At 61.8% G+C, this 15,278-nt stretch carries 17 protein-coding genes and 1 pseudogene; 11 read left to right on the top strand and 7 right to left on the bottom strand.

The window, feature by feature from the left end; genetic code table 11:
• Positions 1 to 5 precede the first annotated feature (5 nt).
• Entirely contained in the window at positions 6 to 848 is an 843-nt protein-coding gene (locus EN943_RS01860; RefSeq protein WP_127411286.1) for an AraC family transcriptional regulator, read from the bottom strand.
• 85 nt (positions 849 to 933) lie between these two features.
• Between EN943_RS01860 and EN943_RS01855 the strand changes: the two genes are divergently transcribed.
• Positions 934 to 1,467, top strand: coding sequence for a hypothetical protein (locus tag EN943_RS01855; RefSeq protein ID WP_127411285.1), 534 nt, complete (start codon positions 934 to 936; stop codon positions 1,465 to 1,467).
• Between the two features lie 154 nt (positions 1,468 to 1,621).
• Positions 1,622 to 2,251, top strand: coding sequence for a MarC family protein (locus EN943_RS01850; protein ID WP_023670949.1), 630 nt, complete (start codon positions 1,622 to 1,624; stop codon positions 2,249 to 2,251).
• Positions 2,252 to 2,284: 33 nt separating this feature from the next.
• Here the strand turns inward: EN943_RS01850 and EN943_RS01845 are convergent, their stop codons facing one another.
• Entirely contained in the window at positions 2,285 to 2,506 is a 222-nt protein-coding gene (locus EN943_RS01845) for a hypothetical protein (protein WP_127411284.1), read from the bottom strand.
• Between the two features lie 135 nt (positions 2,507 to 2,641).
• Complete coding sequence (locus EN943_RS01840; RefSeq protein WP_024503512.1) at positions 2,642 to 3,163, bottom strand: single-stranded DNA-binding protein; 522 nt, start codon at positions 3,161 to 3,163, stop codon at positions 2,642 to 2,644.
• Between the two features lie 226 nt (positions 3,164 to 3,389).
• On the opposite strand from EN943_RS01840, the gene EN943_RS01835 reads away from it, so the two are divergent.
• The 9 genes from EN943_RS01835 (at position 3,390) to EN943_RS01795 (ending at position 12,998) form a co-directional block, all read left to right on the top strand.
• The gene (locus tag EN943_RS01835; RefSeq protein ID WP_056582312.1) at positions 3,390 to 3,704 is read left to right on the top strand and encodes a metalloregulator ArsR/SmtB family transcription factor; all 315 of its coding nucleotides are present in this window, start codon (positions 3,390 to 3,392) and stop codon (positions 3,702 to 3,704) included.
• Positions 3,701 to 4,189, top strand: coding sequence for an SRPBCC domain-containing protein (locus tag EN943_RS01830; protein WP_127411283.1), 489 nt, complete (start codon positions 3,701 to 3,703; stop codon positions 4,187 to 4,189). Before EN943_RS01835 ends, EN943_RS01830 begins: the two co-directional genes overlap by 4 nt.
• 21 nt (positions 4,190 to 4,210) lie before the next feature.
• The gene (locus EN943_RS01825) at positions 4,211 to 4,816 is read left to right on the top strand and encodes an ATP-dependent Clp protease proteolytic subunit (protein ID WP_127411282.1); all 606 of its coding nucleotides are present in this window, start codon (positions 4,211 to 4,213) and stop codon (positions 4,814 to 4,816) included.
• 89 nt (positions 4,817 to 4,905) lie between these two features.
• Entirely contained in the window at positions 4,906 to 5,208 is a 303-nt protein-coding gene (locus EN943_RS01820) for a hypothetical protein (RefSeq protein WP_127411281.1), read from the top strand.
• A 711-nt stretch (positions 5,209 to 5,919) separates the two neighbouring features.
• Complete coding sequence (gene uvrA, locus EN943_RS01815; protein ID WP_127411280.1) at positions 5,920 to 8,841, top strand: excinuclease ABC subunit UvrA; 2,922 nt, start codon at positions 5,920 to 5,922, stop codon at positions 8,839 to 8,841.
• Between the two features lie 31 nt (positions 8,842 to 8,872).
• Positions 8,873 to 9,343, top strand: coding sequence for a GNAT family N-acetyltransferase (locus EN943_RS01810; protein WP_127411279.1), 471 nt, complete (start codon positions 8,873 to 8,875; stop codon positions 9,341 to 9,343).
• Positions 9,344 to 9,442: 99 nt separating this feature from the next.
• A complete protein-coding gene (locus EN943_RS01805; protein WP_127411278.1) occupies positions 9,443 to 10,834 on the top strand; it encodes a glycosyl hydrolase family 79 C-terminal domain-containing protein in 1,392 nt (463 codons plus the stop codon).
• A 105-nt stretch (positions 10,835 to 10,939) separates the two neighbouring features.
• Positions 10,940 to 11,731 carry a DUF72 domain-containing protein gene (locus EN943_RS01800; RefSeq protein ID WP_245475564.1) on the top strand — a complete coding sequence of 264 codons (792 nt, stop codon included), beginning with the start codon at positions 10,940 to 10,942 and terminating at the stop codon, positions 11,729 to 11,731.
• A gap of 115 nt (positions 11,732 to 11,846) precedes the next feature.
• A complete protein-coding gene (locus tag EN943_RS01795) occupies positions 11,847 to 12,998 on the top strand; it encodes a GGDEF domain-containing protein (RefSeq protein ID WP_127411276.1) in 1,152 nt (383 codons plus the stop codon).
• A gap of 129 nt (positions 12,999 to 13,127) precedes the next feature.
• Here the strand turns inward: EN943_RS01795 and EN943_RS01790 are convergent, their stop codons facing one another.
• From EN943_RS01790 to EN943_RS01775, 4 genes and pseudogenes are all read right to left on the bottom strand, one after another.
• Positions 13,128 to 13,304: a hypothetical protein gene (locus tag EN943_RS01790; protein WP_127411275.1), complete on the bottom strand. Its 177-nt coding sequence runs from the start codon at positions 13,302 to 13,304 to the stop codon at positions 13,128 to 13,130.
• Positions 13,305 to 13,573: 269 nt separating this feature from the next.
• Positions 13,574 to 14,269: an urea ABC transporter ATP-binding subunit UrtE gene (urtE, locus tag EN943_RS01785; RefSeq protein WP_023813006.1), complete on the bottom strand. Its 696-nt coding sequence runs from the start codon at positions 14,267 to 14,269 to the stop codon at positions 13,574 to 13,576.
• 69 nt (positions 14,270 to 14,338) lie between these two features.
• Positions 14,339 to 15,085 carry an urea ABC transporter ATP-binding protein UrtD gene (urtD, locus tag EN943_RS01780; RefSeq protein ID WP_127411274.1) on the bottom strand — a complete coding sequence of 249 codons (747 nt, stop codon included), beginning with the start codon at positions 15,083 to 15,085 and terminating at the stop codon, positions 14,339 to 14,341.
• A 6-nt stretch (positions 15,086 to 15,091) separates the two neighbouring features.
• Positions 15,092 to 15,278 (bottom strand): annotated as a pseudogene (locus tag EN943_RS01775) (urea ABC transporter permease subunit UrtC); the annotation flags it as partial.

Here is a 15,278-nt window from a genome sequence, read left to right as displayed (position 1 = left end):
CCGATTCACGAAGCAGAAACGGCCCATGCCCCACGGCGGCTGCGATACTGGCCCGGCGTCTCCCCCATGATCCGTCGAAAACGACGATTGAAGGTCGACAGATCGTTGAAGCCAGCGTCGAAAGCGATAGCCGAGACCGCATCGTTGGACATGCGCAGCCGCACCGCGGCCCTGTGCAGCCGGGTCTTGAGCAGGAATTGGTAGGGCGTCATGCCCGCGACTTGTCGGAAGATACGCAGGAAATGATACGGGCTGGTCGCTGTTTCACTGGCAAGCTCTGTGAACGAGACCGGTCCGTCGGCGTCCAATTCGATCCGCCGCACTGCCTCAGCCACCCGCTTCTGATCGCGGCGGCTTGGTGCGCGCCTGACACGCGTAGCGCCAGAGGCTGTAGCCACGGCTGCACCGGCCATGCGCAGGGAAAGTTCCTCGAAGGCGTCGATGTCGGCCGTCTCGCGCGCGGTTTCCGCCTCGGCCAGGAGTGGCGCCAGGACCGGCGAAGGCGGCAGGCGCGCCGTCTCGAAGGCCAGTTTCCTGGCGCCCGGCACGCCAGCCGCGATCCGTTCCATGTAGGACGGCCTGAAATGGAACGAAAGGCAACGGTCGCCGCTGCCATGCTCGTGCCCGCATTCGTAACATGTGCCGGGATTGCCGAGCAGGAGCGCGCCGGGCGCCAGCATCGCCGTGCCTTGTTGGGCGCAGTAGCGAAACGTGCCGCTGGTGACCGCAGCGACGCAGAAATCCTGATGCGCTTCCTCGAACGGCCGGTCGCCGGCGCTAGCCGTGCAGATCACATCCGTCACATGCCAGCCGGCTCCGGATGCGAGTGTATGCGTGGTCGCTGTCATGACCGGAATATAGCAATTTTTCCCAAGCCCAGAACCCCGTCTGGGCCTACTCCTCCCAGTCTCCTGACAAGAAGAGGCCACAACCATGTTCGATCAATCTTCGTTTGCCGAAGCCCTGCATAACCCCGGACCGATCGAAGGGCTTGCCGAAAAACTGGGCCTTTACGGCCGCTTCGTCGGCGCCTGGATGTTTGACGCCTCGCGCCACCTCGAGGACGGCACGGTGCTGACCGGGCGTGGCGAGGTGCATTTCGGCTGGGTGCTGGAAGGCCGGGCGATCCAGGACGTCTGGATCCTGCCCGCGCGGGACACTGGCTCCCAGCCTTCGCTCGGCAAATGGACTTTTTATGGCACGACGCTGCGCGTCTATGATCCCGGCGCGGATGCCTGGCACATCTTCTGGAGCGACCCGCGCAACCAGTATTTCAGCCGCCAGCTCGGCCGCGCCGAGGGTGACACGATCGTGCAAGTGGGCGCCGACGGCACCGGTTCATCGGTGCGCTGGAGTTTTTCCCGCATCACCGAAAACTCCTTCCGATGGCTGGGTGAGCGCTCGCACGACAATGGCGCGACATGGCGGCTGGAAGTCGAGTTCCTGGCGCGCCGCCGAGTGGTTTGATACCGAGGATTGCAGCAGCACGGAATAAAAGCGTCGCGATCCTTCGCGCCCCCCTCTGTCCCGCATCAACCACTTTCTCACGAACGGTTCCCACCGAACGGGCTTTGCTCTACCAATATTCTGGTACGGGCACGGCCCGGTGGGAGGGTCAGAGATGCCGAGTTTCGACAGCCTGTTCAACGCCTTCGTCACCATTCTCGTGACCATCGATCCGCCCGGCCTGGCGCCGCTGTTCCTCGCCGTCACACGCGGCATGAACCGCGAGGAGCGCCAGCAGGTTTCCGTCCGCGCCTCGATCATCGGCTTCCTTGTGATGGCGCTGTTTGCGGTTGCCGGCGCCTCGATCCTGTCGGTGTTCGGCATCACGCTGCCGGCTTTCCGCGTCGCCGGCGGCTTCCTGCTGTTCTTCATCGCCTTCGAAATGGTGTTTGAGCGCCGGCAGGACCGCAAGGAAAAGATCGGCGACGTCGCCATCACCAAGGACATGATCCACAACATCGCCGCCTTCCCGCTGGCGATCCCGCTGATCGCCGGCCCCGGTGCCATTTCGGCAACAGTGCTGCTTTCCGGCTCGTTTCAAGGCTTTGCCGCGCAGGCGGCACTGGTCGGCATCATCTTCGTCTGCCTCGCCATCACCTATCTGGTGTTCGTCCTGTCGGAACGCATAGACCGCATTCTCGGCCAGACCGGCCGCTCGATCCTGACTCGTCTGCTCGGCGTCATCCTGGCGGCACTGGCCGTGCAGTTCGTCGCCGACGGCATCAAGGCGCTGATGGCGGGCTGAACGGCCGACGCGACGAGAATCCCGAAGGCGGTCCTATTTCGCCGTCGTGTCGATGACCTCGAAATCGTGGGTAATCGTGGCGGTCTTGGCAAGCATCGCTGAGGCCGAGCAATATTTTTCTATCGAGAGGTCGATTGCCCGTTTCACCTTGTCGCTGGAGAGTGCCCGGCCCTTGGTTCCGAGCACGACATTGTGGCCGCTGCCGGATTCACCGACGAAGGTGCGTTCCTCGACCCATTTTACGCGTGCTTTCATCGAACTCGTCCTTCGCCATATTTCGTTGATCGCCATGTCAGCGTTCAGTTCGACAATGCAAAACCCCGAAAGTCCATGAAGGACTCTCGGGGCGCAATGTTTGACTTAAGCCAAAAATAACATCTGCTGTTGCGATCAGAACGGAATCTCGTCGTCCAGTTCGCGCGACGAACCGCCACCGCCGCCGCTCTTGGCACCGCCACCACCGCGATTGAAGCCTTCGCTTGGGCTGGACTGGCCAAAATCGGAACCACGGCTGCTGCCGCCGCCGGCGTAGCCGCCAACCTGGCCGCCTTCACCCTGTCCGCGCGCGTCGAGCATCTGCAGCTCACCGCGGAATTTCTGCAGAACGACTTCCGTCGTGTACTTGTCGGCGCCGGTCTGGTCCTGCCATTTGCGCGTCTGCAACTGGCCCTCGACATAGACCTTCATGCCCTTCTTCAGATACTGCTCCGCCACCTTGGCGATGCCCTCATTGAAGATGACGACGTTGTGCCACTCGGTTTTTTCCTTGCGCTCGCCGGAATTCTTGTCGCGCCAGCTTTCCGATGTGGCGATGCGGATGTTGACGACCGGCTCACCAGAATTCAGGCGACGGATTTCGGGATCCGCGCCGAGATTGCCGACCAGAATGACCTTGTTGACGCTACCCGCCATGATATTTCTCCGCGCTCATCCGAAACAAATTTTTGTCGCAGCACCTTACAGGCTGCAGGCGATCGCCGCTTGCCATGGCTGCCTTTACCCACAAGGTTTTTGTTCCCTTTTCGTTCTTATCCGCATCGCTACTTATTGTCAAGGAATGGCAGCAATGCCGGAGCCGTTCATATGGGTTTGAAAAGACCGCTTGCCAAATCAATAAGTATGCACTTATGCTTTTGGCATGATCGAAGCAGAGATTTTTCGCGCACTGGCCGACCCGACGCGCCGTGCCGTCTTTGAGCGGCTGGCCGCCGGCGAGATGAGCGTGTCGGAATTGCGCACCGGCATGACGGTGTCGCAACCGGCGGTGTCGCAGCATCTGGCGGTGCTGCGTGGCGCAGGCCTGGTGGTCGAGCGGCGTGCGGGCCGTAACGCGTTCTACCGCGCCGATCCGCAGGGGCTCGCCCCCTTGCTCTCCTGGATCGAACGCTACCGGACCTTCTGGCCGGAGCGCATCGAAAGGCTGAAGGCGGTTTTGAAGGACATGGATCAATGAAGAAGGCGGGATCGACGACCAACGAGAGCCAAAGCGACGCCACGGATGCGCTCGAGTTCGAGTACGACCTTGCCGAGCCGCCGGAAAAGGTGTGGCGGGCCCTGACCGTACCGGAGCTGCTCGCCGCCTGGATGATGCCGAACGACATGAGACCCGAGATCGGCAACCGTTTTGCCTTCGCCGGGACGGGCGCGCCGATCGAATGCGAAATCCTCGACGCCGAACCCGAGAAGCTGCTGCGCTATTCCTGGCGGGAGCAGCCGGGCGACGCAGTCAGGCAGGATCCGCTCGACAGTACCGTCACCTTCACACTTGCCCGAACCGTTTCCGGCGGCACGCATCTGCGTGTCGTCCATGACGGCTTTGCCCGCAAGGCCATGCCTGCTGTCGCCATGGCAGGCGCCGGCTGCCGGCTTTCGCTCGGTTTGCGCGCAGGCGGAAAGCCCATCGCCGCGAACGCACCGCGCCTTCTGCGCGCGGCATAATACGAAAATCGGAGAAGAAAAATGAGCGGTGTTGCCAGTCTGGTGCCCATGGTCATCGAGCAATCGAGCCGCGGCGAACGCGCCTTCGACATCTTTTCGCGGCTGCTGCGTGAGCGTATCATCTTCATCAACGGCGAGATCAACGATGACATCTCGGCGCTGGTCTGCGCGCAGCTGCTATCGCTGGAATCGGACAATCCCGATAAGGAGGTCTCGCTCTACATCAACTCGCCGGGCGGAGTGGTGACCAGCGGCTTCGCCATCTACGACACGATGCAGTATATCAGCTGCCCGGTGTCGACCGTATGCATGGGTTTTGCCGCATCGATGGGCTCGTTCCTGCTGATGGCAGGCACACCGGGACGTCGGATTTCCCTGCCGAACGCCACCATCCTGCTGCATCAACCGCTGGGCGGGTTCCAGGGCCAGGCCTCCGACATCCAGCGTCATGCCGAGCGCATCGGCAGGACGAAACGGCACATGGCCGAACTCTACGCGCAGCATTGCGGCCGCAGCTATGAAGAGGTCGAGCGCACGCTGGACCGCGACCACTTCATGACCGCCCGCGAGGCCCAGGCATGGGGCATCGTCGACCATGTTTTCGACACGCGAAAAAAGGCGGCTTGAAGCCAGGGCCGGATTGGAGTCCGGCCGGCTGTCGAAGATTTGACGATGCCGGTCTGGTTCCATCGGCGGCGCGCCACTATAGTCTTGGGATGACCGACACTCATTCGTCCAGATCATTGCACCGCATCATCGCCGTTGCTGCGCTCGCCATTGCGGGCTTCATCAGCGGCGCGGCGCTTGCCGAGAACAGTTCGCCGTCGACGCAAAAAAGCGCCCTGCCCGGCGTGTCCGGTGGCTACCGCATCGCCACGCCGGCTCCCAAGCCCGAACCCGATGACGCGTTTCCCGGCAACGGCTACGGTCAGTTCAAGATCGGCGATACGGATGTCAGGATTTCCGGCAGCATCACCGTCGATGTCGGTGCCGGCTCGATCGGGCCGCCGCGTCACTGACAATGCGTGCTGCGTTGCGCCTATCGTCAACGAGACAGTCCCCAAATAAAACGGCCCCGCCGTGCCTTGGGCAAACGGACGGGGCCTTTTTGGATCTCAAATCCAATTTTACCGGGAGTGTACTGCCGGCGTTTGATTTCGGATGCACCGCGGCATTCAGCCGACGATCCGACTAGCAGTCTCTGATTTTTACGAGAGATGGCAGGTCACGGTTTGCCGGCTGGCGAAAACGCTGAACCCTGGCACTTATGCCTGCCTCGGCTCCAGTGACAACTGGAACCCTGGGGGACGATCCGGTGGCGTCATAGCTCCGCTCCTCTGTCCGTTGCGATTGTTGTCAATTCGAAGCACAAATCGCAAATGCCTGCGGCGTCTCGCAGGCCGCCTCTGGGCGGCGAGGCCATCGAAAGACGGCCGGCTTCGTTGACTGCTGGAGACTGCGCCCCTGGGTCCGTCGCGTCAACCGTCAATAGCCGGTTACCGAAAAATGTGATCGCTAGGAGGTTACGTGCAGGTCAGTTTTTGCACAGCTTTGTCAGGAGCATGTTCGGCCTTTGTTCTTTCCGCTTGCCCGTTCACGCGAAAGACGGTTAAACGCTTTGGTCGGGAATTGTGGCGTCTCTCGACGTGGCGGCAAAACTACCTACATAGGGGATGGCCGGGAAAACCTGCCATTCCAGGAAATTCCAGATTCTGAGGCGGCGACCGGCTATGGCCGACCATAAATATCTTTCCATTCGCGGGGCGCGCGAACACAATCTGAAGAATGTCGATCTCGACCTGCCGCGTGACAGCCTGATTGTCATGACCGGCCTGTCGGGGTCCGGCAAGTCGTCGCTTGCCTTCGACACGATCTATGCCGAGGGCCAGCGCCGCTACGTCGAAAGCCTGTCGGCCTATGCGCGGCAATTCCTCGAAATGATGCAGAAGCCTGACGTCGACCAGATCGACGGCCTGTCGCCCGCCATCTCCATCGAGCAGAAGACCACCTCGAAGAACCCGCGTTCGACGGTCGGCACCGTCACCGAGATCTACGACTATATGCGCCTGCTTTTTGCGCGCGTCGGCATCCCCTATTCGCCGGCCACCGGCCTGCCGATCGAAAGCCAGACGGTTTCGCAGATGGTCGACCGCGTGCTGGCAGTCGAGGAAGGCACGCGCCTGTTCATCCTGGCGCCGATGGTGCGCGGCCGCAAAGGCGAGTACCGCAAGGAACTCTTGGAACTGCAGAAGAAGGGCTTTCAGCGCGTCAAGGTTGATGGCGTCTTCTACGAAATCGCCGACGTGCCGGCGTTGGACAAGAAGTACAAGCATGACCTCGATGTCGTCGTCGACCGCATTGTCGTGCGCGGCGATCTGGCAACACGGCTTGCCGATTCCATCGAAACGGCGCTGAAGCTGGCCGATGGGCTTGCCGTGGCCGAATTCGCCGACAAGCCGCTGGATTCCAGCCAGACCGGCGAGGATTCCGTCAACAAATCGAAGAACGAGACGCATGAGCGCATCCTGTTCTCGGAAAAGTTCGCTTGCCCGGTGTCCGGCTTCACCATTCCGGAAATCGAACCGCGGCTGTTCTCGTTCAACAACCCGTTCGGCGCCTGCCCGACCTGCGACGGTCTCGGCAGCCAGCGCGCCATCGACGGCAATCTGATTGTGCCGGACGAAAACATCTCGCTGCGCGACGGCGCCGTCAGCCCGTGGGCGAAGTCGACCTCGCCCTATTACGCGCAGACGCTTGAAGCGCTGGGCAAGGCCTATGGCTTCAAGCTCGGCGACAAGTTCAAGGATTTGTCCGAAGAGGCCAAGGAAGCCATCCTGCGCGGCACCGGCGAGCGCGAGATCACCTTCCAGTATGATGACGGCCTGCGCTCCTACAAGACCACCAAGACCTTTGAAGGCGTCATTCCCAATCTGGAGCGGCGCTGGAAAGAGACCGAATCCGCCTGGATGCGTGAAGAGATCGAGCGCTTCATGTCGGCGACGCCCTGCCCGGCCTGCAAGGGCTATCGGCTGAAGCCCGAGTCGCTGGCGGTGAAGATTGCCGGCAGGCACATCGGCGAAGTCACCGAGCTTTCCATTCGCAAGGCCGACCAGTGGTTCACTGACCTGCCGGCGTCGCTCAACGACAAGCAGAACGAGATCGCGGTGCGGGTGCTCAAGGAGATCCGCGAGCGGCTGCGCTTCCTCAACGATGTCGGGCTCGACTACCTGACGCTGTCGCGCAATTCCGGCACGCTGTCGGGCGGCGAGAGCCAGCGCATCCGGCTGGCGTCGCAGATCGGCTCCGGCCTCACCGGCGTGCTCTATGTGCTGGACGAGCCGTCGATCGGCCTGCATCAGCGCGACAATGCGCGCCTGCTCGATACGCTGAAGCACCTGCGCGACATCGGCAACACGGTGATCGTCGTCGAGCATGACGAAGACGCAATCCTGCATGCCGACTATGTCGTCGACATGGGCCCGGCCGCCGGCATCCATGGCGGCGAGATCATCGCCCAGGGCACGCCGCAGCAGGTCATGGCCAATCCCAATTCGATCACCGGCAAATATCTGTCGGGCGCGCTCGAAGTGGCGACGCCCGGCGTGCGGCGCGAGGCGAAGAAGAACCGCCGCCTCAAGATCGTCGGAGCGCGCGGCAATAATCTGAAGAACGTCACCGCCGAAATACCGCTCGGCACCTTCACCGCCGTCACCGGCGTGTCCGGCGGCGGCAAATCGACCTTCCTCATCGAGACGCTGTTCAAGGCCGCCTCGCGGCGCATCATGGGCTCGCGCGAACATCCGGCCGACCACGACCGCATCGAGGGCCTCGAATTCCTCGACAAGGTCATCGACATCGACCAGTCGCCGATCGGTCGCACGCCGCGTTCGAATCCCGCCACCTATACCGGCGCCTTCACGCCGATCCGCGACTGGTTCGCCGGCCTGCCGGAAGCCAAGGCGCGCGGCTACCAGCCGGGACGCTTCTCCTTCAACGTCAAGGGCGGCCGCTGTGAGGCCTGCCAGGGCGACGGCGTCATCAAGATCGAGATGCACTTTTTGCCCGACGTCTACGTCACTTGCGACGTCTGTCACGGAAAACGCTATAACAGAGAGACGCTCGACGTCGTGTTCAAGGGCAAGTCGATCGCCGACGTGCTCGACATGACGGTCGAGGAAGGTGTCGACTTCTTCGCCGCCGTGCCCGGCGTGCGCGACAAGCTCGATACGCTGAAGCAGGTCGGCCTCGGCTACATCCATATCGGCCAGCAGGCGACGACGCTGTCCGGCGGCGAGGCGCAGCGCATCAAGCTGGCCAAGGAGCTGTCGCGCAAGGCGACCGGCAAGACGCTCTACATCCTCGACGAGCCGACCACCGGCCTGCATTTCCACGACGTTGCCAAGCTGTTGGAAGTGCTGCACGAACTGGTCGACCAAGGCAACACGGTGGTGGTCATCGAGCACAATCTCGAGGTGATCAAGACCGCCGACTGGGTGCTCGATCTCGGCCCCGAAGGCGGCGACGGCGGCGGCGAACTGGTCGCCTCCGGCACGCCGGAAGCGATCGTGCGCGAAAAGCGCAGCTACACCGGCCAGTTCCTCAAGGAACTGCTGGAGCGCCGCCCCGGAGGCAAGCGCGAAGCGGCGGAGTGATCGGACCGGTTGGCGCCTGGAGAGCTTTTGAATGACAGTCAGAAGAGCGCTTGCCGGTGATCTCCAAACCGTCGTCTCGCTGACGGAAACAGCCTATGCGCCTTACACTGCAATGTTAGGCGCACCGCCGATCCCCGTCACCGAGGACTATGCGCCGCGTATTGAGGGCGGCGAGGTGTGGGTGTTGGAGAGCGGCGGCGAAATTGCCGGAGTGCTCACACTGGAACGGCACGACGATCACGCGATGATCTTCTCCGTCGCGGTCTCCCCTGATTTTCAGGGAAAGGGCTTCGGGATCACCTTGCTCAAACACGCCGACAAACAGACACGCCTGTGGGGCCTGCCCGAGGTCCGGCTCTACACCAACGCCAGGATGGAGCGGAACATCGCGCTCTATCTGGCCTATGGTTTCCACGAAACGGGTCGCCGGCCCAATCCCGACCGGCCAGGATGGGTGCTCGTCGACATGGCAAAAGTCGTCGACAAGGCTTCGCCGGCCTGATCCACTGTGAATTCGGGAGGACGATTGTGAGCAATCCGCAACGAATTCACTTCGGCACCGGCAACCGGACGTTGGAGCCCTTGGCCCTTGGGGAACAGCGTGACCGCACGGATTCTCATGGTGGCACTCGACGGTGCGGACGGGAGTCTGGTCGACAGGTTGAGCCAAAACGGCCTGCTCCCCAACCTCACATCGCTGCGCGCACGTGGGAGGGTCAAATATCTCACCGCGCATGCGGGAGCCACGGATGACACCCTGTGGGCCTCATTCCAATACGCGGCCGGTATGGGTGAACATGGACGCTATCACTATCTGCAGCGGCTTCGCAGCGGCAGGTTCGGCATGATCTGCACCGATGAGGTTGACCGCGAAACGTTTTGGGAGACAGCGCCGAGCCTTAGAATCGGCGTGTTCGACATTCCGAAATGCCGCCTCCCAAGGCAGCTCAACGGCATCCATTTGGCCGACTGGCTTGTGCATGGACGTTATTTCCAGGAGCCAAAGAGCTATCCGGCGGCCCTTGCAGGCGAGGTTGTTGCGCGCTTTGGCGCAGCGCCGCCGAGCCAATGTGATCATGACGGCCCATTGGACGACGCAGAGGCGGCCGACGTCCTTGCCAATTTGCGCGTTGCAGTCGCCAAGAAACGTGCCGCCGCTCTGCACTATCTTGGCAGCGATGCATGGGATCTGTTTATCGTCGGGTTCAAGGAAGCGCACTGCGCCGGCCATTCGCTTTGGGACCTCGTCAACGAGGTTGATCCGGAGTTCGATCCGAGCCGCAACGAACGGCTCGGCACACCAATCGAGACGATTCTAGGCGACATTGACGGAGCTATCGGTGATCTCGCGGCGGCGGCCGGCTCCGGCACTCAGATCATTGTCTTCTCGACGACCGCGATGCAGCCGAACGCTTCCCTTGCTCACCTGATGCCGGAGGTCGTCAACCGGGCAAATCGGATACTTGGCGAGTCGCGCTGGACGCGGTTTGTGCGGCATGTCGTGAAGCTTGAAGACCGGCGCTGGTGGCCGCTTTGCGAAATGCTGCCCTACAACGAGAACTGCACCGCTTTTCGTATCAATCCGGCTGTGGCTTTCAAGGACGGTCAAGTCGACGCGGAACGGTCAAGAATACTCGATCTGGTAGAAACCCTGCTGATGGAACTGAGGGACGATCAGACCGGACAACCCGTTGTCGCAATGATTGACAGGGCGGCTAGCCAGCATGCAGGCTCACGGGCCGCGGATCTGCCTGATCTCCTGGTGCATTATCGCGCCGGCTTGTGCCCTGGCTCCGTGAGCTCTCTCCGCCTCGGGCGCATCGAAGCGATCCCGCCGATACTGAGACCCGGCAATCATGCCCCGGGCGGCTTCCTGATCGTTTCCGGAGATAGGCTCGATGTCTCCGACGTTACTGGTATGCAAAACCTGGGGACGATGGCGATAAATGTCCTGCACGGGTCCGGCGATTGGCCAGCCGATAGTGCGGTTTAGCCGGAGACCGGTTTCAAAGACCCCACACAAGCTAACAACCGAAACCATTGGCAAGCGACACGGAGAAAAATGGTGACCAAATCATCGGGAACAATCCGCGCCGGCATGGGCGGCTGGACCTTCGAGCCTTGGGACAAGTCCTTCTATCCCGATAAGCTTTCCAAGGCCAAGCAGCTGAACTACGCCACTCGGCAGGTGCCGAGCATCGAGGTCAACGGCACTTACTATTCCAGCTTCAAGGAGCCGACCTTCGTCAAATGGGCCAGCGAGGCGCCGGAGGGCTTTGTCTATTCGCTGAAGGGCAACCGCTTCGTCACCAACCGGCGCGTGCTGGGCGAGGCCGGTGAATCGATGATGCGTTTCCTTGGCTCGGGCGTTGCGGCACTTGGTGAAAAGCTCGGGCCGATCCTGTGGCAGTTCGCGCCGACCAAGAAATTCGATCCGGACGATTTCGAAGCCTTCCTGAAACTGCTGCCGGAAAAGCAGGACGGCGTTGCGCTGCGCCATGCGCTCGAAGTCCGCAACGACAGTTTTGTCGTGCCGGAGTTCGCAGCACTTGCCCGAAAATACAAGGCCGCGATCGTCTACGCCGACCATGCCAAATATCCAGATATCGCCGACGTCACCGCCGATTTCGTCTATGCCCGGCTGCAGACCGGTAGCGACGACAATCCCGACTGTTACACGCAGAAGGGCCTCGATGAATGGGCCGCGCGGGTAAAGACCTGGGCGGAAGGTAAGGTGCCGGGCGATCTCCGACGTGCTGATCCTTCGACCGATGCGCCGGTCAAGCCGCGCGACGTGTTCGTCTACTTCATCACCGAGGGCAAGGTGCGCGCGCCCTTCGGCGCCATGGCACTGATGAAGCGGGTGGGCCAAGGTCAGCCGGTGCCCTGACGCAGCGGAATCATGGCATCTTCGCTACCGTCGTAACCTTATCGATACCTCCTTGCTGCATGAATCCAGCTAAACCAGTCGCAGATCTGGGCCGCCGCGGGCAAGGACGAGGGGCATGTCGCTCGACTACACTTCACTTCTGTTGGCTGTCGGTTTTTCCGCTGCCTGCCTGAGCCTGACATTGTTTGGCATGTGGCTGACCGCTCGCTCGGAAAAGTTCCTGCTGACATGGGCGACCAGCCTGGTGTTCGTGGTCGGCGATATTTTCGTCTATGACGCCTATATCGAAATGCCCGGGCGCCTGCTCGGCATCGCCACGCTGGCTTTCCTCCTGCTCGGTTTCTCGACAATGCTGGGCGCGGCCTACCAGTTCAGAACCGGCGGCTCGCCAGTGCCGCGAACGGTGCTTGGCAGCGCCATTTCGCTGGCCGTGACGTTGCCTCCCATGGCTCTGGGCTATGACGGGCTGGGCTTCATGTTCGAAAATGCCTTCGCCGCCTTGCTTCTGTTCGCAACGGCGGTCGAATACTGGAAAGGCCGCGACGAAGCCCCTGCCCTGACGATCGGTATCACCGCGCTCTATTCTGCCACGGCCGCATCCTTCGCTCTCTGCGCCATGGTTTTAGCCCTGGATGGAAAGCTGGTCCTTGGACATGCGCCAAGCAACTGGGCCGAGGAACTGAGCCTCATCATCGTCATCGCCAGCATGACCGGGATCGGGGCGCTTTCCCTGGCCCTGAACCAGGGACGCCTGGCCCGGCACCACCGCCACAATGCCCTGACTGACCCGCTGACCGGCCTGCTCAACCGCCGCGCCCTGTTCGACCTGCACGGCGATGCGCCGGTCGGCGCCTTCACAGCGGTGGTCGTCTTCGATCTCGACAACTTCAAGGCCATCAACGACGAATTCGGCCACGCCGCCGGCGATGAGGTGCTGAAGGTGTTCGCACGGGAACTCGCCGGCAATCTCCGCCCGGCCGACGTCGCCGCGCGTATGGGCGGCGAGGAATTCGCGCTGGTGCTGAAGCGGACCTTGCCCGAAACGGTGGAGGCCACCGCCGAGGCCATACGGGCAGCTTTCGCCGCGCAGTGCATAGAAACCGAGACGGGTTCGCTGATATGCACGGTCAGTGCCGGATTTGCTTTCGGCACCAAGGAAGGCCTCGGCTTCGACAAGGTGCTCAACGCCGCCGACAAGGCGCTCTACGACGCCAAGCGCAGTGGCCGCAACCGCGTCACCGCCTCTCCGTTCAGGCGCGCAGGCTGATCGCGCATTTGTGCCAGCACGATCACGACGAGCGATGCGACTTCCAGAGCGTTTCACCGTTTCAAGAAACGGCGAGCTGTCTGATGCAATTCTCCGGGGAAAGCGCCTCACACTTTTCCCCGTATTGCTTTAGGCCGCCATCACGATTTCATTGAATGCATCCAGATCCACATAGAAGACCTTGGTGATCTCCTCGATCAGATCGTCGTAGTCGCAGCCCTGTGATCTCAAGATGTTGATGGCAGCGATGATATCGACACGTTCGATAAGCCGCCGCTTCTGGTAATCCTCGACGTAACGTTCCATGGCTGTCCCTTAGCCTGTGTGCCCAAACGCGTTTGAACGACAGAGATCGCAGGAGGGAAGCTAGGCAGCCTTGCTTGCGTGAAACTTGCCCGGCATTGGCCGTGCTCCTCGATCTGCGATAACCAGACTGATACGGAAGCGGCCGACTCACAAAGCCAAGGAAAAGACTAGCACGCGATGCTCGGCGTGCCAGAGACGCAGATGATCGGATGGAGAAATATTGAACTTGCCAAGAACTTCGGATCGCCAACTAAAGTTCACCGCCGATTCTAGACGGTAAGGAACTTCCGCACATCAGCCCGGTCCAGATCTTCAGCCGGGCCTGTATGGACGATCACGCCACGATCCATGATGTTGACCTCGTCGGCGAGCTCGCGGCAGAAATCGAGGTATTGTTCGACCAAAAGCACGGCGATGCCGGCCTGGTCGCGCAGATAGCGGATGGCGCGGCCGATGTCCTTGATGATCGACGGCTGTATGCCCTCGGTCGGCTCGTCGAGCACCAGCAGCTTCGGCCGCATCACCAATGCCCTGCCGATAGCGAGCTGCTGCTGCTGGCCGCCGGAAAGATCGCCGCCGCGACGGCCGAGCATCTGCTTCAGCACCGGGAACAATTCGAAGACATGCGCCGGAATGTTGCGGTCGGCCCGTTTCAGCGGCGCGAAGCCTGATTCCAGGTTCTCCCGCACGGTGAGCAGCGGAAAGACCTCCCTGCCCTGCGGCACGAATGCGATGCCCGACCGGGCGCGGTCATACGCCGCGCTCCGGTCGAGCGCCTTCCCCTCGAAGGCAACGCTTCCGCTCGTCAGCCGATGGTGGCCGACGATCGATCTCATCAAACTGGTCTTGCCGACGCCGTTGCGGCCGAGCACGCAGGTGATCTTGCCAGCGCCCGCCTTCAGCGACACGCCGCGCAGCGCCTGGGCGGCGCCGTAGTGCAGCGTGGCATTGGAAACTTCGAGCATGTCAGCGCCTTTTCCAGAACCGCAGGAACGACAGATCGAAGTGATGGAATTGCACCCGCCAGACCATGCTCATCTCCCCAGGTAGACTTCGACGACACGCTCGTCCGCCGACACGAAATCGAGTGTGCCTTCGCTCAGCACCGAGCCTTCATGCAGACAGGTGACCTTGACGCCGAGCTCGCGCACAAAATGCATGTCGTGCTCGACGACGATGACCGAATGGTCGCGGGCGATATCCTTGAGCAGCCGCGCGGTTTCCTCGGTCTCGGCATCGGTCATGCCGGCGACGGGCTCATCGACCAGAAGCAGTTTCGGGTCCTGCGCCAGGAGCATGCCGATCTCGAGCCACTGCTTTTGCCCATGGCTGAGATTGGCCGCCAGTTCGTCACGCTTGTCGCCAAGCCGGATGATGCCGAGGATGTCATCGATCTGCCGCGTCTCGGCGACCGAGCGGCGATGGAACAGCGCCGGGAAGATCGAGCGCGGTCCCTTCAGCGCCAGCATCAGGTTTTCCTCGATCGTGTGGCTTTCGAACACGGTCGGCTTCTGAAACTTGCGGCCGATGCCCATCATGGCGATCTCGGCCTCATCATGCTTGGTCAGATCGACTTGGCCGTCGAAGAACACTTCGCCTTCATCGGGCCGCGTCTTGCCGGTGACGATGTCCATCATCGTCGTCTTGCCCGCGCCGTTAGGGCCGATGATGGCGCGCATCTCGCCCTTGTCGAGCACCAGCGACAGATTGTTGATGGCGCGAAAGCCATCGAAGGAGACCGAGACGCCGTCGAGATAAAGGATCGTGTTCGACTTTGACATGGTCGCTCACTCCGCCGGCTGCGGTTCGGGGTTGCTGGCGGACCAGTCGCCAGGCTTTCTCGCCTCGCCGCGAACGATTTTCGCCGGCGGCGGGACGTCGGGGTCGCTGCCGGCTTCCTCGGCAATCGAAGCTGCTCGCAACGCCCTGGCGTTGCCGCGCCAACTGTCCCACATGCCGACGATGCCCTTGGGC

It is taken from the genome of Mesorhizobium sp. M7A.F.Ca.US.006.01.1.1, from assembly GCF_003997935.1.
GTDB lineage: Bacteria > Pseudomonadota > Alphaproteobacteria > Rhizobiales > Rhizobiaceae > Mesorhizobium.
Note: the sequence above shows the minus strand (reverse complement) of the source record. Positions and strands in the feature narration are given on the sequence as shown.